At 69.0% G+C, this 22,776-nt stretch carries 24 protein-coding genes; 16 read left to right on the forward strand and 8 right to left on the reverse strand.

Translation table 11 applies throughout. The features are described from left to right. The first annotated feature begins 28 nt into the window (after nt 1-28). The 5 genes from moaC to glp are packed head-to-tail and all read left to right on the forward strand — an operon-like array spanning nt 29 to nt 2,963. Nucleotides 29-517: a cyclic pyranopterin monophosphate synthase MoaC gene (moaC, locus tag BXA00_RS03175; RefSeq protein WP_076516134.1), complete on the forward strand. Its 489-nt coding sequence runs from the start codon at nt 29-31 to the stop codon at nt 515-517. Beyond that, complete coding sequence (locus tag BXA00_RS03180) at nt 498-749, forward strand: MoaD/ThiS family protein (RefSeq protein ID WP_076516136.1); 252 nt, start codon at nt 498-500, stop codon at nt 747-749. Before moaC ends, BXA00_RS03180 begins: the two co-directional genes overlap by 20 nt. 4 nt (nt 750-753) lie before the next feature. Beyond that, a complete protein-coding gene (locus BXA00_RS03185; RefSeq protein WP_076516138.1) occupies nt 754-1,236 on the forward strand; it encodes a molybdenum cofactor biosynthesis protein MoaE in 483 nt (160 codons plus the stop codon). After that, entirely contained in the window at nt 1,233-1,754 is a 522-nt protein-coding gene (gene moaB / locus BXA00_RS03190) for a molybdenum cofactor biosynthesis protein B (protein ID WP_076516140.1), read from the forward strand. Before BXA00_RS03185 ends, moaB begins: the two co-directional genes overlap by 4 nt. 3 nt (nt 1,755-1,757) lie before the next feature. Further along, complete coding sequence (gene glp, locus BXA00_RS03195) at nt 1,758-2,963, forward strand: gephyrin-like molybdotransferase Glp (RefSeq protein WP_076516142.1); 1,206 nt, start codon at nt 1,758-1,760, stop codon at nt 2,961-2,963. Here glp and mobA read toward each other — a convergent pair. From mobA to BXA00_RS03210, 3 genes are read right to left on the reverse strand one after another with little or no spacing between them, the layout of a single operon-like run. After that, entirely contained in the window at nt 2,948-3,637 is a 690-nt protein-coding gene (gene mobA / locus BXA00_RS03200) for a molybdenum cofactor guanylyltransferase MobA (protein WP_083714152.1), read from the reverse strand. The genes glp and mobA overlap by 16 nt on opposite strands. Then, nucleotides 3,630-4,733 (reverse strand): GTP 3',8-cyclase MoaA, encoded by a 1,104-nt coding sequence (gene moaA / locus BXA00_RS03205; protein WP_076516144.1) that lies wholly within the window; start codon nt 4,731-4,733, stop codon nt 3,630-3,632. The genes mobA and moaA overlap by 8 nt, the downstream gene beginning before the upstream one ends. Nucleotides 4,734-4,740: 7 nt before the next feature. Beyond that, on the reverse strand, nt 4,741-5,850 hold the full coding sequence (locus BXA00_RS03210; RefSeq protein WP_076516146.1) for a substrate-binding domain-containing protein: 1,110 nt from the start codon (nt 5,848-5,850) through the stop codon (nt 4,741-4,743). A gap of 158 nt (nt 5,851-6,008) precedes the next feature. On the opposite strand from BXA00_RS03210, the gene BXA00_RS03215 reads away from it, so the two are divergent. The 7 genes from BXA00_RS03215 to BXA00_RS03245 all read left to right on the forward strand — a co-directional run bounded on the left by BXA00_RS03215 (nt 6,009) and on the right by BXA00_RS03245 (nt 15,190). Then, a complete protein-coding gene (locus BXA00_RS03215) occupies nt 6,009-6,566 on the forward strand; it encodes a formate dehydrogenase subunit gamma (protein ID WP_076516148.1) in 558 nt (185 codons plus the stop codon). Further along, nucleotides 6,563-8,143: an NADH-quinone oxidoreductase subunit NuoF gene (locus tag BXA00_RS03220; RefSeq protein ID WP_076516150.1), complete on the forward strand. Its 1,581-nt coding sequence runs from the start codon at nt 6,563-6,565 to the stop codon at nt 8,141-8,143. The genes BXA00_RS03215 and BXA00_RS03220 overlap by 4 nt, the downstream gene beginning before the upstream one ends. 13 nt (nt 8,144-8,156) lie before the next feature. After that, the gene (gene fdhF / locus BXA00_RS03225) at nt 8,157-11,033 is read left to right on the forward strand and encodes a formate dehydrogenase subunit alpha (protein WP_076516152.1); all 2,877 of its coding nucleotides are present in this window, start codon (nt 8,157-8,159) and stop codon (nt 11,031-11,033) included. Between the two features lie 26 nt (nt 11,034-11,059). Beyond that, on the forward strand, nt 11,060-11,881 hold the full coding sequence (fdhD, locus tag BXA00_RS03230; RefSeq protein ID WP_076516154.1) for a formate dehydrogenase accessory sulfurtransferase FdhD: 822 nt from the start codon (nt 11,060-11,062) through the stop codon (nt 11,879-11,881). 18 nt (nt 11,882-11,899) lie between these two features. Further along, nucleotides 11,900-12,157 (forward strand): formate dehydrogenase subunit delta, encoded by a 258-nt coding sequence (locus BXA00_RS03235; protein ID WP_076516156.1) that lies wholly within the window; start codon nt 11,900-11,902, stop codon nt 12,155-12,157. A gap of 126 nt (nt 12,158-12,283) precedes the next feature. After that, complete coding sequence (locus BXA00_RS03240) at nt 12,284-13,951, forward strand: OFA family MFS transporter (RefSeq protein WP_076516158.1); 1,668 nt, start codon at nt 12,284-12,286, stop codon at nt 13,949-13,951. Nucleotides 13,952-14,071: 120 nt separating this feature from the next. Beyond that, nucleotides 14,072-15,190, forward strand: a complete 1,119-nt coding sequence (locus tag BXA00_RS03245; RefSeq protein WP_076516160.1) for a class I SAM-dependent methyltransferase — start codon at nt 14,072-14,074, stop codon at nt 15,188-15,190. 30 nt (nt 15,191-15,220) lie between these two features. Here the strand turns inward: BXA00_RS03245 and BXA00_RS03250 are convergent, their stop codons facing one another. The 5 genes from BXA00_RS03250 to BXA00_RS03270 form a co-directional block, all read right to left on the reverse strand. Next, nucleotides 15,221-16,465, reverse strand: a complete 1,245-nt coding sequence (locus BXA00_RS03250) for an arsenic transporter (RefSeq protein WP_076516162.1) — start codon at nt 16,463-16,465, stop codon at nt 15,221-15,223. A gap of 15 nt (nt 16,466-16,480) precedes the next feature. Then, complete coding sequence (locus tag BXA00_RS03255; protein WP_076516164.1) at nt 16,481-17,713, reverse strand: MFS transporter; 1,233 nt, start codon at nt 17,711-17,713, stop codon at nt 16,481-16,483. A 180-nt stretch (nt 17,714-17,893) separates the two neighbouring features. Continuing rightward, a complete protein-coding gene (locus tag BXA00_RS03260) occupies nt 17,894-18,652 on the reverse strand; it encodes a DUF1345 domain-containing protein (RefSeq protein WP_083714153.1) in 759 nt (252 codons plus the stop codon). 68 nt (nt 18,653-18,720) lie between these two features. Next, nucleotides 18,721-19,245, reverse strand: a complete 525-nt coding sequence (locus BXA00_RS03265) for a chromate transporter (protein WP_076516177.1) — start codon at nt 19,243-19,245, stop codon at nt 18,721-18,723. Next, complete coding sequence (locus BXA00_RS03270) at nt 19,242-19,814, reverse strand: chromate transporter (RefSeq protein WP_076516179.1); 573 nt, start codon at nt 19,812-19,814, stop codon at nt 19,242-19,244. Before BXA00_RS03270 ends, BXA00_RS03265 begins: the two co-directional genes overlap by 4 nt. Nucleotides 19,815-19,956: 142 nt before the next feature. Between BXA00_RS03270 and BXA00_RS03275 the strand changes: the two genes are divergently transcribed. From BXA00_RS03275 to BXA00_RS03290, 4 genes are all read left to right on the forward strand, one after another. Further along, nucleotides 19,957-20,889, forward strand: coding sequence for a LysR family transcriptional regulator (locus tag BXA00_RS03275; RefSeq protein WP_076516181.1), 933 nt, complete (start codon nt 19,957-19,959; stop codon nt 20,887-20,889). 110 nt (nt 20,890-20,999) lie between these two features. Further along, on the forward strand, nt 21,000-21,818 hold the full coding sequence (murI, locus tag BXA00_RS03280) for a glutamate racemase (protein ID WP_076516183.1): 819 nt from the start codon (nt 21,000-21,002) through the stop codon (nt 21,816-21,818). Nucleotides 21,819-21,904: 86 nt separating this feature from the next. Then, on the forward strand, nt 21,905-22,330 hold the full coding sequence (locus BXA00_RS03285; protein ID WP_076516185.1) for a universal stress protein: 426 nt from the start codon (nt 21,905-21,907) through the stop codon (nt 22,328-22,330). Nucleotides 22,331-22,345: 15 nt separating this feature from the next. Beyond that, nucleotides 22,346-22,774, forward strand: a complete 429-nt coding sequence (locus tag BXA00_RS03290) for a universal stress protein (protein ID WP_076516187.1) — start codon at nt 22,346-22,348, stop codon at nt 22,772-22,774. Nucleotides 22,775-22,776: the final 2 nt, after the last annotated feature.

The raw sequence follows: 22,776 nt of genomic DNA on the forward strand, positions 1-22,776 counted from the left end.
TTCATTAACAATTCTTGGTCCCGATTCCATGTCCACGTCCACCCCCACCCTGAGCCACCTGGACGAAGCCGGCCAGGTCCGCATGGTCGACGTCATCGCCAAGACGGACACCGAGCGGGTGGCCGTCGCCGCCGCCAGCATCCGCATGAACGCCGTGGCCTATGGCCTCTTGACCCAGCCGGGCCAGGGCAAGGGTGAAGTGCTCAATACCGCGCGCGTGGCCGCCATCCTGGCCGCCAAGCGCTGCGCCGACATGATCCCGCTGTGCCACAGCCTGCCGCTGGCCTTCGTCGGCGTGGAGTTCTCGCTGGACGACGCCGAGCATCGCATCGACATCCTGGCCACGTGCCGCACCAGCTACAAGACCGGCGTCGAAATGGAAGCCATGATGGCGTGCAGCGTGGCGGCCCTGACCATCTACGACATGTGCAAGGCCGCCGACAAGGGCATCGTGATCGAACAAGTTCGCCTTAAGTACAAGGCGGGAGGCAAAAGCGGTGAATGGCGCAACGATTAACCTTCTGTACTTCGCGCGCGTGGCCGAACTGGTCGGCAAGCGCGCCGAAGCGTGGCCCGTGCAGGGCGAATCCACCGGCGCGCAGTTGCTCGCCGCGCTGGGGGAACGCTATCCCCAGCTTGAACCGGCCGCGCGGCTGAAACTGGCCATCAACCAGACCCACGCCAAGCCGACCGCGCCCATCCGCGCGGGCGACGAGGTCGCCGTGTTCGAACCGGTCACCGGAGGCTGACGCCATGATCCGCGTGCAGGAAGCCGACTTCGACGCCGCCGCGCTGACCGCGGGACTGCGGGAATCCGCCGGCCCCGGCGTCGGCGGCATCGTGACCTTCGTGGGCTACGTGCGCGATTACGCGCCGGACACGCCCACCGACACGCTGTTTCTTGAACACTACCCGGGCATGTGCGAACGCGAGCTCGAGGACATCGCCGCCACGGCCCGCGCGCGCTGGAACCTGGCCGGCACCGTCATCGTGCACCGGGTGGGCGCGCTGCATCGCAACGCGCAGATCGTGTTCGTGGCGGCGGCCAGCGCCCATCGCGGCGACGCCTTCCGCGGCTGCGAATACATCATCGACGCGCTCAAGACGCGCGCGCCCTTCTGGAAGCGTGAAACCCTGGCGGGCGGCAGCAGCTTCTGGGTGGAACAGCGTCAATCCGACCAGGACCGCACCGATTCCTGGGATGAAGACACCGCCGACAAAAAGGAGAATCCATGAACGAAGCCACCCCGGTCCCGCTGGGCTGCGGCGTACTGACGGTCAGCGACACCCGCAGCGCGGGCGACGACACCTCGGGCAATCTGCTGGCGCACAGCCTGGCGCAGGCCGGCCACCAGTGCGTGCGGCGCGACATCGTGCGCGACGACATCTACCAGATCCGCCGCGTCATCAGCGACTGGATCGCCGATCCCGAGGTGCAGGTCATCCTGACCACCGGCGGCACCGGCTTCTCGCATCGCGACTACACGCCGCAGGCCATCATGCCGCTGCTGGACCGCGAGATTCCCGGCTTTGGCGAACTCTTCCGCCAGATCTCCTACACGGAGATCGGCAGCTCCACGATCCAGTCGCGCGCGTTCGCGGGCTCGGCCAACAACACCCTGATCTTCTGCCTGCCCGGGTCGAACAACGCCTGCGAGACCGCCTGGGCGCAGATCCTGCGCGAGCAGCTCGACAGCCGCCACGGCCCCTGCAATTTCGCCTCGCAGTTCAAAAAACGCGTAGAAGAAGCCTGACCCATGCTGGATTTCGATCAAGCCCAGACCCTGCTGGCCAATGCCGCCGGCCCCCTCCCACGCACCGAACACGTCGAACTGGCGCAGGCCTGCGGCCGGGTGCTGGCCAGCCACCTGGACGCCACCGTGGACATCCCGCCGGCCGACAACAGCGCGATGGACGGCTATGCCCTGCGCCTGGCCGACTGGACCCCGCAAGCCCGCCTGCCGATCCAGCAGCGCTGCTACGCGGGCGACGTGCCTGAACCCCTGAAGCCCGGCCACGCGATCCGCCTCTTCACGGGCAGCGTGATTCCCGCGGGCGCGGACGTGGTGGTCATGCAGGAGGACGCCGTCGAAGCCGACAACCAGGTGCAGATCTCGCGCGAACCCCGGCCGGGCCAGCACATCCGCCGCCGCGGCGAGGACACCATGGCAGGCGCCGCGCTGCTGCCAGCGGGCACGCTGCTGCAGGCCGCGCACGTCGCGCTGCTGGCCTCGCAAGGCATGGCGGCCGTGCCCGTCTACGGCCAGCTTCGCGTCGGCATCCTGACCACCGGCGACGAACTGGTCCAGCCGGGCCAGCCGCGCGCCACCGAACAGATCTACAACTCGAACGGCCCGATGCTGGCCGCGATGGTGCGCGGCATGAGCGCCGAGCCCGTCCACGTGCTGCACGCCCGCGATACCGAGGCCGATCTGCTGCAGGCCTTCAAGACGCTGCTGGCCGATTGCGACCTGGTCCTGAGCGTGGGCGGCGTGTCGGTGGGCGAGCGCGATCTCGTCAAGCCGGCGCTTGCCGCGCTGGGCGGCGAGCTGTCGCTGTGGAAGGTGCGCATGAAGCCCGGCAAGCCGGTGGCGCTGGCGCAGATCGACGGCAAGCCCGTGGTCAGCCTGCCCGGCAATCCGGTGTCGGCCTATGCCGTGTTCGCCACGCTGGTGACGCCGCTGATGCGCCGCATGCAGGGCCGCGAAGCGATCTTCCCGCCCGTCAGCCAGTTGCCGCTGCGCACCGCGCAACCGCGCCAGGATAGCCGCGAGGAATTCCTGCGCGTGCAGTGCCGCGTCGCGGACGATGGCGGCAGCGAACTCGCGCCCTACGGCCACCAGGGGTCGGGCGTGATCAGCTCACTGCCGTGGGCCACCGGGCTGGCGCGCCTGCCGGCGGACGTGCCGGTGCGGGACGGGGACCGGGTGGCGTACTACGACCTGCGTCACTGGCTGGCGTAGCGTTCGGCCTGCGCCAGGTCTTCTGGCGTGTTGACGTTCATGAAGGCATGGGGCGGCGCGTCGTCGAACAACGCCTGGACCGCGCCCGTCCTGGCCTGCCACAACCCCACCTTGCGATCGCCGCCTTGCAGGTAGGCCAGCAGTCCCGGGCGCAGCGACGTGCGCAGCGCCATGCAGGCCGAATGCCGCTGGCCGTGCGCCACGGCATAGGCCATGGGCGACTGCGCCGCGAGCGCCGCGCCGATCAGGCGGCTTGCCATGTCGGCGGGCAGGAACGGCGTGTCGCAGGGCGCGACCACCAGCCATTGCGGCGTGGCGAGGTTCGACGCAGCAGGGTTCGACGCAGCAAGGTTCGACGCAGCCCCTCCCGGCTCGGATGCACGCTGCCGGCATACGACCTGCAACGCCGCCGCGATTCCCATCAGCGGCCCTTGCCAGGCGCCCAGCCCGGGATCGCCGTCGGCCACGACCTCGCCGTAGCGCCCGTAGCGGTCCGCATGGCGATTTGCGCTGATGATGAGGCGGCCCACTTGCGGCGCGAGACGCCGCGCGACGTGCGCGACCATGGGTTCGCCGTGCAGCACGACCAGTCCCTTGTCCTGGCCATTCATGCGCGAGCCCTGCCCGCCCGCGAGGACCAGCCCCGCGACCTCGCCGCGATCCAGTTCAGCCACCGATGTAGCTCATCTCGATCTTGCGCGCGGGGTCCGCCATGTTCTGGCCGCGCAGTTCGGAATAGCGGTCGCCGCGCGCCGACCAGATGCCCGCCAGGATGCGCGCCAGCTCCAGGTCCGACGCGCCGTCGCGCAGCGGGGCGCGCAGGTCGTGGCCGTCGTGCGCGAACAGGCACAGGTAGAGCTTGCCCTCGGGCGACAGGCGCGCCCGCGTACAGCCGCCGCAGAAGGCATGCGTGACGCTGGAGATGACGCCGATCTCGCCGCCGCCATCGACGTAGCGCCAGCGCTCGGCCACGCGGCCCATCTCCGTCGATTCCACGGGTTCCAGCGGATACACCGCGCCGATGCGGTCCAGCACGTCACGGCTGGGCACCACTTCTTTCAGGTTCCAGCCGTTGCTGTTGCCCACGTCCATGTACTCGATGAAACGCAGGATGTGGCCGCTGTGGCGAAAGCGTTCGGCCATGGGCAGGATCTGCCCGTCGTTCAGTCCCTTGCGCACCACCATGTTGACCTTCACGGGCGCCAGGCCCGCGTCGGCGGCGGCGTCGATGCCGCGCAGCACGTCATCGGGCGTGAAGCCGCTGTCGCTCATGTCCTGGAACATCGACGCATCCAGCGCGTCCAGGCTGACCGTCACACGCGTCAGCCCGGCGGCCTTCAGTGCGGCGGCCTTGCGCGCCAGCACGCTGCCGTTGGTGGTGAGGGTCAGGTCCAGGGGACGGCCGTGTGGCGTGCGCAGGTCGGCCAGCATGCCGACCAGATTTTCGATGTGCTTGCGCAGCAAGGGCTCGCCGCCCGTGAGACGGATCTTCTCGACGCCGAGCTGCGTGAAGATGCCGGCCAGCCGGCTGATTTCTTCGAACGACAGCAGGGCCGAATGCGGCATGAAGCTGTAGCTGCTGTCGAAGACCTCGCGCGGCATGCAATACGTGCAGCGGAAGTTGCAGCGGTCGGTGACGGAAATGCGCAGATCGCGCAGCGGACGCGCGCGCTGGTCCAGCGCGGGCTGCCCGTGCGGCGGCAGTTCACCCGGCGCCAGAGGGGCCGGCGGACTGCCGCGATGATCGGCAAGGAAGATCACTTTGCTCATGGCCACATCATATCCCGGCGGATCGCGGCGCGCGCTCCCGCGGAAAGGCTTCTTCCAGCGTCTGCAGCCGCCCCGTGTCGCGGGCATCGTAGCCCACGAGCTGGCCTACGTAACCGACATAATCCGGGCTGCGCATGATGGACAGCAGGTCGCGCATGGCGGGCGTGTCCAGCGACGCCTTGCGGATGGCGAAAAAATAGCGCTCGCGCACCAGCGGAATGAAGTCCAGGCCGAAGCGGCAGGCCGCCGTCTCCACGCCCACGCCCGTGTCCGCCATGCCGCTGGCGATGTGCGCGGCAATCGCCATGTGGGTGAACTCGTTGGTTTCGTAACCCTGCACCTCGCCGATCGACACGCCTGCGCGCTGCAGCATCAGCCCCACCAGATAGCGCGTGCTGGAGCCGATCTGGCGGTTCACGAAACGCACGTCCGTGCGCGCCAGGTCCGCCATGCCGCGGATCTGCTTGGGATTGCCCGCCGTGACGAATAGCCCCGTATTGCGCACGGCCAGGTGGATCAGCATGTAGTCGTCGGCGTGCAGCCACTGCGCGTAGCGCTCCATGATGGGCGCCTCGAAATCGCCCAGCGGCACCTGGAATCCGGCCAGGTCGCATTCGTGGCGTTCCAGCGAGGCCAGCGCCTCGATCGCGGTGCGATAGCGCAGTTCCAGCCCCGGCGTGCGCCCGCTCATGTGCTGCATCAGGGATTCCACCGCAAAGCCGTGGCTGGCGTGCAGGCGCAGGTGCGGGCCGCTTTCGGGCAGCAGGCGTTCCAGTTCTTCTTGCAGTTCCGAGGCCATGCTGTCCAGCGTGGGCATCAGCCGCGCCTCGATGCGGCGGTTGGCCCACAGCAGGCGCTGCGCAAAGGGCGACAACTGCGTGCCCTGGCGGCGGTTGGTGATGAGCAGTTGCGTGCCGAAGATGGATTCGAAGCGGCGCAGCACGCCCCAGGCGTGCCGGTACGACAGCCCGCAGGCGCGGCAGGCGCCCGAGATGTTGCCGGTGGCGTCGATGGCCGCCAGCAGGGCGAGCATGTCCTGCAAGGGCACGGGCCCCGCCTCGTCGTCTCCGCCCAGCGTCCATTGCGGCCTTAGGCCGATTCGGAACTTATATGTCATTTATTTCTTATTGAAGGCGTTCAAGTACGCCGTTAGAGTACACAAATAATGAGGCAGACGGGCGTTTTATATGTTTTTTAAAGCATATTAATCAGCGTCCGATCCCGCCCCGCAATACGCCCCCTTGATGGGGTCACACAACACAGGAGGAGACCGACGTGCACCTGCGCGAGGCAAAATCCGATCTGGCATCCAGCGGTGGAGCCCGGGGCGGCAAGCTCGCCCTGGACGCCGCCCAGGCGTCCCCCACCCCGGCCATCGCGGCCACGGCCCGCATCCTTGCCCGGCTCAAAGACCAGCCCGGCCCGCTGCTGCCGGTGCTGCATGCGGTCCAGCACGAGCTGGGCTGTATTCCGGCCGAGGCGGTGCAGACCATCGCCGAGGCCCTGAACCTCTCCCGCGCCGAAGTCCACGGCGTCATCACGTTCTACCCCCATTTCCGCACCGAGCCGGCCGCGCGCCATACGCTCGAGGTCTGCCGCGCCGAGGCCTGCCAGTCCATGGGCGGCGAACGCCTGGCCGCCCATGCGCGCGCCGCGCTGGGATGCGACTTCCACGGCAGCACCCGGGACGGAAACTTCACCCTGGAGCCGGTTTATTGCCTGGGCCTGTGCGCCCAGTCGCCGGCGGTCATGATCGACGGCCAGCCCCACGCCCGCGTCACCGAAGCCAAGCTGGACCGCCTGCTGGCCCGCACGCTGGAGGACACGCCATGAGCGCCCCCCTCGTCATCTACGTGCCGCGCGACGCGGCGGCGCTGGCCATGGACGCGGACGCCGTGGCGCGCGACATAGAGCGCATCGCCGACCAGCGCGGCCTGGCCGTGCAGGTGGTGCGCAACGGCTCGCGCGGCCTGCTGTGGCTGGAGCCGCTGGTCGAGGTGGCCACCCCCGAGGGCCGGATCGCCTATGGTCCCGTCCAGCCCGAAGACGTGGCGTCGCTGTTCGACGCGGGTTTCCACACCGGCGGCGAGCATCCGCTGCACCTGGGCCCGACCGAACAAATCCCCTATCTCAAGCAGCAGGAACGCCTGACCTTCGCCCGCGTCGGCGTGATCGATCCGCTGTCCCTGCAGGACTACGCCGCGCATGGCGGACTGCAGGGCCTGAAGCGGGCGCTGTCCATGCCCCCCGCCCAGATCGTCGACGAAATGGTCGAATCCGGCCTGCGCGGCCGCGGCGGCGCGGCCTTTCCCACCGGCATCAAATGGAAGACCGTCGCGGGCACGCCCGGCGACACCAAGTACATCGTCTGCAACGCCGACGAAGGCGACTCCGGCACCTTCGCCGACCGCCTGTTGATGGAAGGCGATCCGTACGTCCTGATCGAAGGCATGACCATCGCGGGCCTGGCGGTGGGCGCGACCTACGGCTACATCTACGTGCGCTCGGAATACCCGCACGCCATCGCCACGCTGGAAGCCGCCATCGCGCGGGCGCGCAGCGTCGGCTGGCTGGGCGACGACGTGCACGGCAGCGGCCGCCGCTTCGACCTGGAAGTGCGCAAGGGCGCCGGCGCCTACATCTGCGGCGAAGAGACCTCCTTGCTGGAAAGCCTGGAAGGCAAGCGCGGCGTGGTCCGCGCCAAGCCGCCGCTCCCGGCCATTTCCGGGCTGTTCGGCAAGCCCACCGTCATCAACAACGTGATCTCGCTGGCCACCGTGCCCATCATCCTGGCCAAGGGCGCGGCGTATTACCGCGACTACGGCGTGGGCCGCTCGCACGGCACGCTGCCGTTCCAGCTTGCGGGCAATCTCAAGCATGGCGGGCTGGTGGAAAAGGCCTTTGGCCTGAGCCTGCGCGACCTGCTGTACGGCTTTGGCGGGGGCAGCGCATCCGGCAGGCCGCTGCGCGCCGTCCAGGTCGGCGGCCCGCTGGGCGCTTACCTGCCCGAATCGCAATGGGACGTGCCGCTGGACTACGAAGCCTACGTCCAGATCTCGGCCATGATCGGCCACGGGGGCCTCGTGGCCTTCGACGACACCGTGGACATGGCGCGCATGGCGCGCTACGCCATGGAGTTCTGCGCCATCGAATCCTGTGGCAAGTGCACGCCCTGCCGCATCGGCTCGACGCGCGGCGTGGAGACCATCGACAAGATCGCCGCCGGCGGCCAGAGCCGCGAGCAGCGCGAACAGCAGGTGCACCTGCTGCGCGATCTGTGCGACACGATGCTGGGCGGTTCGCTGTGCGCGCTGGGGGGCATGGCGCCCTACCCGGTGCTGTCCGCGCTGAACCATTTTCCGCAGGACTTCGGCATCGAGTCCTCCCATTCTGCCGCCCACGCGGCCTGAACCCGAGACCGCCATGCTAGAAACCGTCATCAAGCGCGATCGCGACATGGGCACGCCGGCGCGCGTGTCCGACAACACCGTCACCCTGACCATCGACGGCCAGGAAGTCACTGTGCCCGAAGGCACGTCGCTGATGCGCGCCGCCGCGGACGCGGGCATCAATATCCCGAAGCTCTGCGCCACCGACAGCCTGGAGCCGTTCGGCTCGTGCCGGCTGTGCCTGGTGCAGATCGAAGGCCGCCGCGGCTATCCCGCGTCCTGTACCACGCCCGCCGAAAACGGCATGGTGGTCTACACCGAAACGCCCAAGCTGCATGACCTGCGCCGCGGCGTCATGGAGCTGTACATCTCGGACCACCCGCTGGACTGCCTGACCTGCCCCGCCAACGGCGACTGCGAGCTGCAGGACATGGCCGGCGTGGTGGGCCTGCGCAACGTGCGCTACGGCTACGACGGCGCCAACCATCTCAAGGCGGAGAAGGACGAGTCCAACCCCTACTTCACCTACGACGCCTCCAAGTGCATCGTCTGCAACCGCTGCGTGCGCGCCTGCGAGGAAACCCAGGGCACCTTCGCGCTGACGATCTCCGGCAAGGGCTTCGCGTCCCGCGTGTCGCCGGGACAGGACCAGCCGTTCCTGGACAGCGAATGCGTGTCCTGCGGCGCCTGCGTGCAGGCCTGTCCCACCGCCACGCTGCAGGAAAAGACCGTCATCATGATGGGCCAGGCCGAACACTCGGTCGTGACCACCTGCGCCTACTGCGGCGTGGGCTGCGGCTTCAAGGCCGAAATGAAGGGCCAGGAAGTGGTGCGCATGGTGCCCTGGAAGGACGGCCAGGCCAACCGCGGCCATTCCTGCGTGAAGGGGCGCTTCGCCTGGGGCTACGCCACGCACAAGGAGCGCGTGCTCAAGCCCATGATCCGCAAGCACATCACCGATTCCTGGAAGGAAGTGTCCTGGGAACAGGCGATCGACTACGCCGCGTCCGAATTCCGCCGCATCCAGAACCAGTACGGGCGCGACGCGGTGGGCGGCATCACGTCCTCGCGCTGCACCAACGAAGAGACCTGGCTGGTGCAGAAGCTGGTGCGCGCGGCCTTTGGCACCAACAACGTCGACACCTGCGCGCGCGTGTGCCATTCGCCCACCGGCTATGGCCTGAAGCAGACGCTGGGCGAATCGGCCGGCACGCAGACCTTCGACTCCGTGATGCACACGGACGTGGTCATCGTGATGGGCGCCAATCCCAGCAGCGGCCACCCGGTGTTCGCCTCGCGCCTGAAACGCCGCCTGCGCGAAGGCGCGCGGCTGATCGTCATCGACCCGCGCCGCATCGAACTGGTCAGCTCGCCGCACATCAAGGCCGACTATCACCTGCAGGTGCGGCCCGGCACCAATACCGCGCTGCTGTCCTCGCTGGCCCACGTCATCGCCACCGAGGGCCTGATCGCCGAAGACTTCGTGGCCGAACGCTGCGAGGATAAGGCATTCAGGGAATGGCGCGACTTCGTCTCGCTGCCCGAGAACTCGCCGGAGGCCATGGAAGAAATCACCGGCGTGCCGGCGCAGGCGGTGCGCGGCGCGGCGCGGCTCTTTGCCACGGGCGGCAACGGCTCCATCTATTACGGCCTGGGCGTCACCGAGCACAGCCAGGGCTCGACCACCGTCATGGCGATCGCCAACCTGGCCATGGCCACCGGCAACATCGGCCGTGAAGGCGTGGGCGTGAACCCGCTGCGCGGCCAGAACAACGTGCAGGGTTCATGCGACATGGGCTCGTTTCCGCACGAGCTGCCCGGCTATCGCCACATCTCGGACAACACCGTGCGCGCGCAGTTCGAAAAGGACTGGGGCGTCACGCTGCAACCCGAGCCCGGCCTGCGCATCCCCAACATGTTCGAGGCCGCGCTGGGCGGGACCTTCAAGGGCCTGTACTGCCAGGGCGAGGACATCGTGCAGTCCGATCCCAACACGCAGCACGTGGCCGCGTCCCTGGCCGCGATGGAATGCATCGTGGTGCAGGACCTGTTCCTGAACGAGACCGCCAAGTACGCCCACGTGTTCCTGCCGGGCTCGTCGTTCCTGGAAAAGGACGGCACGTTCACCAACGCCGAGCGCCGCATCTCGCGCGTGCGCAAGGTCATGGAGCCCAAGAACGGCAAGTCCGATTGGGAAGTCACCGTGGCGCTGTCCAACGCGCTGGGCTACCCCATGACCTACAGGCACCCGCGCGAGATCATGGAAGAGATCGCGCGGCTCACGCCCACGTTCGCCGGAGTCACGTACGACAAGCTGGACAAGCTGGGCAGCCTGCAGTGGCCCTGCAACGACGATGCGCCGGACGGCACGCCCATCATGCACATCGACCAGTTCGTGCGCGGCAAGGGCAGGTTCATGATCACCAAGTACGTGCCCACCGACGAACGCAGCACGCGCCGCTTCCCGCTGCTGCTGACCACGGGTCGCATCCTGTCGCAATACAACGTGGGCGCGCAGACGCGTCGCACGCCCAACGTCATGTGGCATAGCGAGGACGTGCTGGAAATCCACCCGCAGGACGCCGAGGACCGCGGCGTGGCCGAGGGCGATTGGGTAGGCATCCAGAGCCGCAGCGGCGAGACCGTGCTGCGCGCCACGCTGACCGACCGGGTGCAGCCGGGCGTGGTATACACCACGTTCCACTTTCCCGAGTCCGGCGCCAACGTCGTCACCACCGACAGTTCCGACTGGGCGACCAACTGCCCCGAGTACAAGGTCACGGCCGTGCAGGTCACGCGCGTGTCCCAGCCCTCGGAATGGCAGCGCCAGTGGTCGCGATTTGCGGATATCCAGCAAAAGCTGCTGCGCGAACGCTCGCGCGAGACCGAGGCGGCGCTGACCGGGAAGTAACCGACCGCCAGCACGCCAGGGATCCCATGCCTACGCCAACCCACGCCCGCCCCGACTGCACGCCGACCCAGGTCGTCCGCGTGCGCGCGGGCGTCATCGCCCCCGACGCCGAAACCGATCACGTCGCCGAGGAAACCCCGGTGGCGCTGGAGTTCAACGGCATCAGCCACGCGACCATGCTGGCCACGCCGGCGGACCTGGAGGACTTTGCCGTGGGGTTCTCGCTGTCGGAGGGCATCATCGACAGCGTAAGCGACGTGCGCGGCATCGACGTGCTGCCGCAATGCGGCGGCATCGTCGTGCAGCTGGAGATTTCCTCGGCCTGCGAAATGCGCCTGAAGACGCGGCGCCGCGCGATGGCGGGCCGCACCGGCTGCGGCCTGTGCGGCGTGGAGACGCTGCCGGAAGTGCTGCGCCCGGTGGCGCCGGTCACCAACGGCGCGCCGGTCCGCATCGGGGCCGTGCTGGCCGCCATGCGCGACATGCGCGCGCGCCAGACGCTGCACGACATCACCGGCGCCACGCACGCCGCCGGATGGGCCGGCGGCGATGGCGCCGTGGCCCTGGTCCGCGAGGACGTGGGCCGCCACAACGCGCTGGACAAGCTGGTCGGCGCGCTGGCCCGCCAGGCCGTGAACGCCGCCGACGGCATCGTCGTGGTGTCCAGCCGCGCCAGTTTCGAGATGGTGCAGAAGACGGCCGCCGCCGGCGTCGCCGTGCTGGCGTCCGTGTCGGCCCCGACCGCGCTCGCCATCCGCCTGGCCACCGACGCCAACGTGACGCTGCTGGGCTTTCTGCGCGACGACGACGCCGCCATCTACGCCCACCCCGAACGCATCCTTACCTGAACCGGACGCACGACAGCAATGGAAATCCTCAATCTGATCCGCATGGCCAACCGCATCGGCCAATTCTTCGACGCCATGCCGGACCGGGCCGAGGCGCTGGAAGGCGTCGCCAATCACATCCAGAAGTTCTGGGAGCCGCGCATGCGCACCGAACTGCTGGACTTCCTGGCGCGCAGCCCCGATGGCGATGCCGGCGAAGAGCGGTTGCATCCGCTGGTGCTGCAGGCGGTCACGCAGCATCGAACGCGCCTCACGCCGCAGGCGCGCGTCACCTAGCGCGTCCGGGCCGTGACATGACGGCCGCTCCGAAGTCGCAGGACAGCAACAGATCCATAAAAGAGGCGGCGGGACCGGGTTTTCCGGCCTACGCACGCTATAAAGCCGCACCCTTGAGGAGACATCATGGAAAGTAGTGCCACCCTGGACCTGCCCGGCTCACGGCCGGGCTTTTTCGACAAAGAACGCACCATCGCCGGGCCGGGCTTCTCGCGCTGGCTGGTACCGCCGGCCGCACTGGCCATCCACCTGTGCATCGGCATGGCCTACGGCTTTTCGGTGTTCTGGCTGCCGTTGTCCAAGGTGGTGGGCGGGTACAAGCCGCTGGCGTGCCCGCCCGACATGAGTCTCGTGGCCGAGCTCTTCACCACGAGCTGCGACTGGAAGATTTCCACCATGGGGTGGATGTACACCCTCTTTTTCGTGCTGCTGGGCTGCTCGGCCGCGCTGTGGGGCGGCTGGCTGGAACGCGCCGGTCCGCGCAAGGCGGGCGTCGTGTCGGCGCTGTGCTGGTGCGGCGGCCTGGTCATTTCGGCCATCGGCATCTACCTGCACCAGATGTGGATGCTGTGGCTGGGGTCCGGCGTCATCGGCGGCATCGGATTGGGGCTGGGCTACATCTCGCCGGTCAGCACGCTGATCAAGTGGTTTCCGGACCGCCGCGGCATGGCGACCGGCATGGCCATCATGGGTTTTGGCGGCGGCGCCATGATCGGCGCGCCGCTGGCCGACCTGCTGATGCGCCACTTCGCGACGCCGACCTCGCCGGGCGTGTGGCAGACCTTCCTGACCATGGCGCTGGTGTACTTCATCTTCATGATGTCCGGCGCGCTGGGCTACCGCGTGCCGCCCACCGGCTGGAAGCCCGCGGGCTGGACGCCGCCCGCCAAGCAGGTCAACAACGTCATGATCACGCAGCGCCACGTGCACGTGAAGCGCGTGTGGGGCGTGCCGCAGTTCTGGCTGGTCTGGTGGGCGCTGTGCCTGAACGTCACGGCCGGCATCGGCATCCTGGGCATGGCCTCGCCGCTGCTGCAGGAAGTGTTCGGCGGCGGCCTGATCGACAAGCCGGAGCTGGGCTTCGCGCAGCTCGACAAAGACCAGCTTGCGGCCATCGCCGCCATCGCGGCCGGCTTTACCGGCCTGCTCAGCCTGTTCAACATCGGCGGCCGCTTCTTCTGGGCCAGCCTGTCTGACAAGCTGGGGCGCAAGATGACGTACTTCGTGTTCTTCGTGCTGGGCTTCGTCCTGTACGCCGCCATCCCCTGGACCGCGCACATGGGCGCCCTCGCTCTGTTCGTCGCCGCCTTCTGCGTCATCCTGTCGATGTATGGCGGCGGCTTCGCCACCGTGCCTGCGTACCTGGCCGACCTCTTTGGCACCCAGATGGTCGGGGCCATCCACGGCCGGCTGCTGACCGCCTGGTCCGCGGCGGGCATCTTCGGCCCGGTCCTCGTCAACTACATCCGGGAATACCAGCTTTCCATCGGCGTGCCGCGCGCCCAGGTGTACGACATCACCATGTACATCCTGGCGGGCATGCTGGTCGTCGGCTTCCTGTGCAATCTGGCGATCCGGCCGGTCAACGCCAAGTACTTCATGACCGACGAGGAACTGGCCCGCGAAAAGGCCCTGGCGCACGAACGCGCGGTCGCGGCCGAAACCCATGGCGTGGGCAAGTCCAGTTTCCGCACGCCGCCCGCGCTGATCGCCTTTGCGTGGGCCTGCGTCGGCATCCCGCTGGCCTGGGGCATCTGGATCACCCTGCAAAAGGCCGTCGTCCTGTTCCACTGACCCGCGCGCGACGCCGCCCCTGGGGCGCGAAGCTGCTACATTGGCAGCCCGCGCCCTTTTCTTTTATGTGCCTTTCCCCATGATCCTGCCCTCCCCCCTTTTCCCCGCCGGAGCGAAAACTTGACCGCCCCCGAACTGCACTGGGAAGAAAACGGCGTTGCCCGCTCCGCCCGCTGGCGCTCGGAAACCGGCGCCACGCCGCCCAAGCGCGTCGTCGTCGCCGACGACACGATCACCGCGGACGTGGCCTACCGCCAGGCGTGCGAAGGAGTCGGCCTGCTGTGGCGCGGCGACTTCCAGAACGCGCGCCAGCTCCTGCAGGCCATGACCCGGCGCGTCGACAAGCGCCCGCGCAAGCCGGTCGACACCATGCTGGACGCCTTCAACCAGCATCGGCAGACGCAGTCGCAACGCGCCCGCATCCTGGGCATGCTGCTCATCCCCTTCGAGGCCGGCCACGTCATCCCGCTGCGCCGCGCCCCCGACGCCCACCTGGCCTGCGAAGCCGCGCACGGCCCGGCCGCCGAGCCCTACGTCGCCTCGCTGCGCGAACTGCTCGGCCAGATCGGCGCCTACGAATGGCGCAGAAAAGGCGTCGAAATTCCCGCCCTGAACAACCGCATCCACCCGCACTACGGCGTGTTTTCGCCGGTGCGCGGCGAATACGTGGAACTGGTCGCCAACACGCCGATGCCACGCGGCAGCGTCGCCTTTGACATCGGCACCGGCACCGGCGTGCTCGCCGCGGTGATCGCCCGGCGCGGCGGCAAGCGCGTCATCGCCACCGACATGGATCCGCGCGCCATCGCCTGCGCGCGCGAAAACCTGGAACGGCTGGGCCTGGCCGGACAGGTCGACGTCGAACAGACCGACCTGTTCCCCGAAGGCCGGGTGTCGCTGATCGTCTGCAACCCGCCCTGGCTGCCCGCGCGGCCCAGCTCGCCGCTGGAACACGCGGTGTACGACCCGGACAGCCGCATGCTGCGCGGGTGCCTGAACGGATTGAAGGACCATCTGACACCCAATGGCGAGGGCTGGCTGATCCTGTCGGACCTGGCCGAGCACCTGGGCCTGCGCACGCGGGCGCAGGTGCTGGAGATGATCGAAGCGGCGGGCCTGCGCGTGATCGAAAAGCTGGACACGCGGCCGATGCACGGCAAGGCAAGGGATGCGGACGATCCCTTGTTCGCGGCGCGCTCCAAGGAAGTCACGTCGCTGTGGAGATTGGGCGCGGCTTGAGTGCGCAGCGCGACGCCCCCCGTCGCGCCCTCAACTGAAGACGTGGAGCGCCCCCAGCGCCAGCACCAGCGCGGGCGGCATGACCACCAGACCCAGCCGAAGAAAGCTGAGCGCGCTGATGTGCATGCCTTCCCGGCGCACCGCCAGCAGCCACAGCAAGGTGGCGAGCGAGCCGCTCACGGACAGGTTGGGACCCAGGTCGATCCCGATCAGCAGCGCGGCGGTGGCGGAGCCGGACAGGTCCGCCATGCGCGCCAACGAGCCCGCCATCAGGCCGGCCGGCAGATTGTTGATGACGTTGCCCGCGAGCGCGGCGCCCACGCCGCCTGCCCACAGCGCCGCGTCCGCCGACAGGCCGCGCATCGCGTCCGCCAGGTCCTGCAGCACGCCGCTGGCGGCCATGCCCTGGACCAGCACGAACAATCCGGCCACCAGCGGCAAGACGCCCCACGCGACGCCCTTCACTAGGCGCAGCGGGCTGGATCGCGTGACCGCCAGCACCAGCGCCGCCGACACGCAGCCGGCCACCAGCGTGGGCAAGCCCAGCCGGTGCCCCAGGGCCGACGTGACGAGCAGCGTGCCCGCAGTGACGGCCACGCCCAGCGCGGCCATTCGCAGCGGCAATGTCATGGGCGGCAAGGCCGGCGACGGCTTCAAGGGCTGCCGCAGGTCATGGCGGAACACCAGGCGCAACGTGACGTAGGTGGAACCGATGGCCAGCGCGGACGGCAGGGCGAAGTGCGCCAGCCACGGCGCCAGCGCGGGCATGCGGTCGCCGAACACGACCAGGTTGGCCGGGTTTGAAATCGGCAGCACGAAGCTGGCCGCGTTGGCGATGAAGGCGCAGACGTACAGGTAGGGCAAGGGCGGCGCGCCGACCACGCGCGTCACCGCATAGACGGCGGGCGTCAGCACCACGGCGGTGGCGTCGTTGGACAGCAGCACGGTGACCACGGTGCCCACCAGGAACACCAGATCGAAAAGCCGCCGCGCCGACCCGGCGGCATGGTTGGCGGCCGCGACCGCCAGCCAGTCGAACAGGCCTTCCTGGCGGGCAACCTCCGCCACCAGCATCATGCCGATCAGGAACAGATAGACATCGGTGCCCTCGAGGATGGCGGCGCCGGCCTGACCGGCGGGCACCAGGCCCAGTGTCACCAAGGCGATGGCGCCCACGCAGGCCCACACGTATTCGGGCAGCCGCCAGGGGCGAAACAGGATGGCCATGGTGGTCGCCGCGGCAATCAGCCAGATCACGGCATGGGATAACGACATGCTTTCAACAGGGAATCAAGGTAGGGAAGAAGAGGCCGACGCGGCGGGCGCCGCGCCGGGCGCGCGCGTCTCGGGCAACCACAGCAAGGCCAGGCAGGCCAGCGCCGCAATGCCGGCCAGCGCAAGAAACGCTGCACTGTAACCCGCATGCTGCACGATCAGGCCGGCCAACCCGTTGCTCAGCGCCGCGCCGATGCCGAACACCGTGGTGACGGCGCCCAGGCTGGCGTTGAAGCGGCCGGTGCCTTGCGTCAGGTCCAGCACCATCAGGGGCAGCACGGCGCCGAAGATGCCGGCGCCGACGCCATCCAGCAACTGCACGCCCACCAGCCATGCGGTGTCGTCCGAGAACGTGTAGAGCACGCCGCGCAAGGGCAGGATGAGAAAGCCGAACAGCAGCAGCGGCTTGCGTCCCAGCCGGTCCGCGTGGCGTCCCACGGCCATCGCGGCCGGAATCATGACGAACTGGGCCGCCACGATGCAGGCGGCGGTGAGCGGGGTGGCCAGCGCCGGATTGGCCAGGGCGAGCTTTTGCCCCACGAGGGGCAGCATGGCCGCATTGGCCAGATGGAACAGCGCGCAGCTCAGGGCCAGCAGCAACAGCGGCCGGTTGGACAGCAACTGACGCAGCGGCACGGGGTGCGCCTGCGCCGCGCCGCCGTGGCCCAGGCCGCGGGCCTGGGCCGGATCGATATGCGCGGGAATGCGCAGCGCGGCGGCCACGCTGGCCAATGCCATGGCGGCCATCAGGTAGAACACGGCCACCGGCCCCCACACATAGGCCAGGCCGCCGGCCAGCAAGGCCGCAACGCCGTTGCCGGCGTGGTTGAACGATTCATTGCGCGCGATGCGCTTCGTGAAGGCATGCGCGGCGGTCAGCCCCAGGGTGATGCCTGCGATGGCCGGCGCGAACACGGACGACGCCGCCCCCGCCACGGCCTGCGTCATCGTGACCCAGGCCAGGTCCGGGCTGGCCAGCACGGCCATGCAGGCCAGCGTCACCAGCACCGCCGCGGCGATGAGCAGCGCGCGCTTGTTGGACGCGCGGTCCACCAGCGCGCCCGCCGGCGTCTGCGCCGCCAGCGCCGCCAGCCCGGAGATCGTCATGACCAGCCCGATGCTGTCGGGCCGCCAATGGTGGACGGCAAGCAGGTAGATGGCCAGATACGGCCCAAGTCCATCCCGCACATCGGCCGCGAAGAAGTTCAGCCAGTCGAGGGGACGCGTAGCGGGTAAGCGAAATAGCAAGGCAGCCGTGCAACCGTGGGGATCGATCGGGGTCGACGCGGCGCCCGTGCCTTGCGCCGCCGTCGGGATGACGCATGTTAGAGCACAACGTTTCCAGCGTCAGCGACAAAGCGTATTCGTCGCATCCGCGTTCAACGGAATGACAGCTTCGCGGTCTGGCGATCGCGCCGGGGCGCGCCGCTATGCCCTGCCCGCCGCCACGTTCACGCTGATCGCAATGATGAACACATTGAAGAAGAACGCGATGACGCCATGCGTCATGGCCAGCCGCCGCACGCGCCGGTTGACGATCTGCACGTCGGAGACCTGGAAGGTCATGCCCAGCACCACCGAGAAATAGGCGAAGTCCCAGTAGTCCGGGTCCTGCGTGCCCGGAAAATCCAGGCCCTTGTGCATGGCGCTGTCGTGCCCGTAGTAGCCGTGCGCATAGTGCAAGGCATAGATCATGTTCATGTAGAGCCACGACAGCACGATGGTGACCGCGGCGGCCAGCATGTCCACGACGGCGCCGCCGCTGCCCTGCGCGCGCAGTTCGACCCACAGGGCGACCAGGACCATGCAGGACAGGGCCACGCTGCTCCAGAGCACGCCCGAGCGCCCCACATCGTGCTGGCGCGCATGCAGTCGCATCTGCGCCGGACTGGTGCGGGCGAAGACGCGCGCGGTGAGCACCAGGAAGACCAGCGCCCCCGCGTCAAAGCCGAGCAGGATGGACAGGCTGGGCGGCAGGCCGGCGGCGTCCAGCACGGCCGTCACCGCCAGCAGCAGGCCGGCGCACAGCATCAGCCTGCGGTGCGCGTGCAGGAACGGCAGGCGGTCGGGGAGCGACGCGTCGCGGGTGTCGGCGTCGGGGGTCCTGGCTTGCCGGGCGTTGTGATGCCGGGCCGTGTGGTTCCGGGCTTCGTGATCCCGGACCCTGTCATCCTTGGGCGGCTGCATGGCGGGCTCCTGTCCGCGGCGCGGCCCCGGGCTGGTTTCGCGCCCGGCGCGCCGCGCAGGCCCTTACGCTAACCGATACCGAGCAAACCGGCCAGCGCGCCCCCGAACAGCAGCCACAGGGGATGGATGCGCGTGACGCTGCCCAGCAGCGCCACCGTGGCGGCGATGGCGCCGAGCAGCCAGGAATGCACCGAGGCCTCGGTGATGAGCGCCGCGCTGGCCGCGACCAGGCCCACGGTCATGGGGAAGATGCCCGCCTGGATGACGCCGCGCCACGGCCGGTCCTTGAAGCGTTCCCACAGCCCCAGCGCGAAGATGGTGATGAGGGACGACGGGCCGAACTTGGCGATGGTGGTGGCCAGCATGCCGGCCCAGCCGGCGACGTGCCAGCCGACCAGGGTGACGACCATCAGGTTGGGACCCGGCGCGGCCTGGCCCAGCGCGAAAAGCGCCGAGAAGTCCGCCGCCGTCATCCAGCCGTGCACGTCGACAACCTGGCGCTGCATCTCGGGCAGGATGGTGTTGCCGCCGCCGAAGGCCAGCACGGACAGCTCCGAGAAAATCAGGACGAGGGCGATCAGGGTGTGGATCATCGGCGTTGCCTCCAGACCATCAGGATGCTGAGCGGCGTCAGCACCGCCATGGTCGGCAGCAGCGGCACGCGCAGCACGGCGATGGCGATGAAACAGGCCGTGGCGACGACGCCCGCGAGCCAGTCGCGGCGCTTGACGACGGGCATGCCGATCTTGACCGCCATCGAGATCAGCAGCCCCGCGGCCGCGGCGGCCAGGCCGGCAAAAAGATGCTGGATGTGGGGGTCGTCCTGGAAGCGGTCGTACACCATGCCGAGCATGACGACGATGAGCGATGGCGCCAGGATCAGCCCCATCAGGGCGGCGAAGGCGCCGCGCGGGCCGCGGAATTTCATGCCCAGGGCCACGGACAGATTGATGATGTTGCCGCCCGGCAGGAACTGGCACAGGCCCAGCAGCTCGGTGAATTCGGCGCCGCTCAGCCAGCGGTGTTTTTCGACCACCATGCGGCGCGCCAGGGGCAAGGCGCCGCCGAAGGCGGTCAGGCCGAGCATCAGGAATCCTTGGAACAACTGGCCGCAAGTGGGAGGCGGCGGTAACCCGGCCGGCGGGGGGGGTGGGTGCTGCATTCATGTGAAGTCTGGCCGGTGCGGAGCCGGCAATCGGGGCGGGCGCGGCGGCGCGCCAGGGGTGGATATCAGGATCGCAGCCTACGCTTCGTTCAAGATAATGTCTAATATATGGACGACTCAATATTCATATCGACAAAATATGGCATCCGTAGACCTGCGGCTTTTGCGCTATTTCCTGGCCGTCGCCGAAGAAGCCCACCTGACCAAGGCCGCGGCCCGGCTGGGCATCCGCCAGCCGCCCCTCAGCCAACAGATCCGCGTGCTGGAAGCGGAGCTGGGCGTCACGCTGTTCCATCGGCTGCCGCGCGGCATGGAACTGACCGAAAGCGGGCGCGCGCTGCTGGACGATGCGCGCAACATCATCGCGATGGTGGACCAGGCCGTGGACGGCGTGCGCCGCGTGTCGCAGGGCGAGGCCGGGCGGCTGACGGTGGGATTCACGGGATCGGCCGCGTTCCACCCGTTCGTGCCCGCGGTGATCCGGCGTTTCCGGGAGAGCGCGCCGCAAGTGCGCCTGGTGCTCGAAGAAAGCAGCACGGGCGAACTGCGCGAGGCCGTGGCCGAGGGGCGCATCGATGTGGCGTTCATCCGGGGCGCGCACGGCGCGGACCGCGGCGTGCAGATGGAAACCGTGCTTGAAGAGGCCATGCTGGCGGCCTTTCCGGCGGACCATCCCGCGGTGAAGGGGCGTACGCGCACGCACATCGCCCTGTCGGAGCTGGCGGACGAGTCGCTCATCCTGTATCGCCGCCACAGCGGCCCGGGCCTGTACGACGCGATCATTACCGCATGCAGCGCCGAAGGCTTCAGCCCACGCGTGACGCAGGAGGCGCCCCGCATGCTGTCGACGCTGAGCCTGGTGGCCGCGGGGCTGGGCGTGTCGCTGGTGCCGGCGTCGCTGCGCCGCGTGAACATCGAGGGCGTGGTGTACGTCAGCGTCACGCATCCCGCCGCGCTGCGCGCGCCGCTGAACCTGATCTGGCGGGACGAACCCCTGTCCGGCGCCGCCCGCAAGCTGATCGACCAGGCGCGGCGGCAACGTGACGAGCCGCAGGCGGGCGAAGGCCTCTGAGGCGCGCTGCCGGCGCCGGGGCGGCACGGCACCTGGAACGAGGCCCGGCGCCGGCCCGCCCTGCCCCGGCGCTACACTTGCCGCCACCGCATTTAGCACCCGCCTTATCCATGCTTTCCGAATCCCCCATCGGCGTGTACGACTCCGGCGCCGGCGGCCTGAGCGTGCTGCGCGCGATCCGCGACGCGCTGCCCCATGAGCCGCTGCTGTACGTGGCCGACGCCGCCCACGTGCCGTACGGGGAAAAATCCCAGGAATTCGTCGAGCGCCGCGCCTGCGCGATTGCCGACTACTTTGTGTCCCGCCAGGCGCGCGCGATGGTGGTGGCCTGCAACACGGCCACGGCCGCCGCGATCTCGCTGCTGCGCCAGCGCCATCCCGGGCTGCTCATCATCGGCGTCGAACCGGCCATCAAGCCCGCGGCGCACCTGACGCACACGGGCGTAGTGGGCGTCTTCGCCACGACCGGCACGCTCGCCAGCCCCAAGTTTGCCGCGCTGGCGCAACGCGAGGCGCCCGAAGTGCGCATCCTGCTGCGGCCCTGCCCGCAATGGGTGCGGCTGGTGGAACGGGGGGTCCTATCCGGACCCGAGGCCCAGGCCGCGGTGCACGCCCCGGTGGCCGAACTGCGCGAGGCCGGCGCGGACGTGCTGGTGCTGGGCTGCACGCACTTTCCTTTCCTGCGCGATCTGATCCAGGAGGCGGCCGGGCCGGGCGTCCCGCTGCTCGAGACGGGCGCCCCGGTGGCGCGCTGGCTGCGCCACCAGTTGCAGGAACGCGGCCTGTTGCGCGGGCAAGGCCCCGGCACCCTGGCGCTGCAGACCACGGGGGAGGCTGCCGCGCTGTCCCGGCTGGCAAGCGGGCTGCTGGGCCAAGACCTGGTCGCGCAGGCCGTGCCCGAGCGCTGGCGGGGAACGCCCGCAGCTTGATCTGGCGCATCTTCCGGGCGGCGCCGGCGGGGCGAATGTGAGATACATTGGCAAGACCGCCCCACGGCCCGCACAAGGAAATGCCCATGAAACGCATCCTGATCCCCGTCGACGGCTCGGAACCCGCGCTGAATGCGGTCAAGGCGCTGCTCGACGCCCGCCGCTACGATCCGGTCGAACGGGTCGACCTGCTGGCCGTGCAGCTTCCCCTGCAGGCCGGGGCCTTCGGCAGCGGACTGTCGCAGGAAGAGATCGACGCCTACCACCAGGAAGAAGGCGAGGCCGCGCTGCAGGCCGCCCGCGACCTGCTGACGCAGTCGGGGGTGCCGTTCGAGACCCACATCCTGGCCGGCTCTCCCGCCGAGACCATCGCCCGCGTGGCGGATGAAACCGGCGCCAACGAAATCTTCATGGGCACGCGCGGCCTGGGCTCGGTGTCGGCGCTTTTCATGGGCTCGGTCGCCACGGGCGTCCTGTCCCTGACCGACCTGCCCATCACGCTGGTCAAGTAAGGCAAAGGAGCACCCATGCTGAACATCCTGGTTCCCGTCGACGGCTCCGAGAACGCCGACCGCGCCGTCGTGTACGCCCGCCGCCTTGCCCAAGGCGCCCAGTCCGCGCGCATCCACCTCCTGAACATCCAGACGCCGCCGCGCGGGCGGGCCGGCGTGTCGCGGCTGATCACGCAAGAGATGATCAACGACTTCTACGCCCGCGAGGGCCAGGAGGCCACCGAATCGGCGCGCAAGCTGCTCAATGCGGCGGGCGTGGACTACGTGAGCCACGTCGTCTTCGGGCACGCGCCCACCGAAATCGCGGGCTATGCGCAGGACCATGGCTGCGCGCGCATCGTCATGGGCACGCGCGGCAACGGCAAGTTGCTCAACATCCTGATCGGCTCGGTCGCCAACCAGGTGGTGCAGCTGGCGCAGGTGCCGGTCACGCTGGTGAAGTAGGC

The sequence above is a fragment of the Achromobacter sp. MFA1 R4 genome, from assembly GCF_900156745.1.
Taxonomy (GTDB): Bacteria; Pseudomonadota; Gammaproteobacteria; order Burkholderiales; family Burkholderiaceae_B; genus Achromobacter.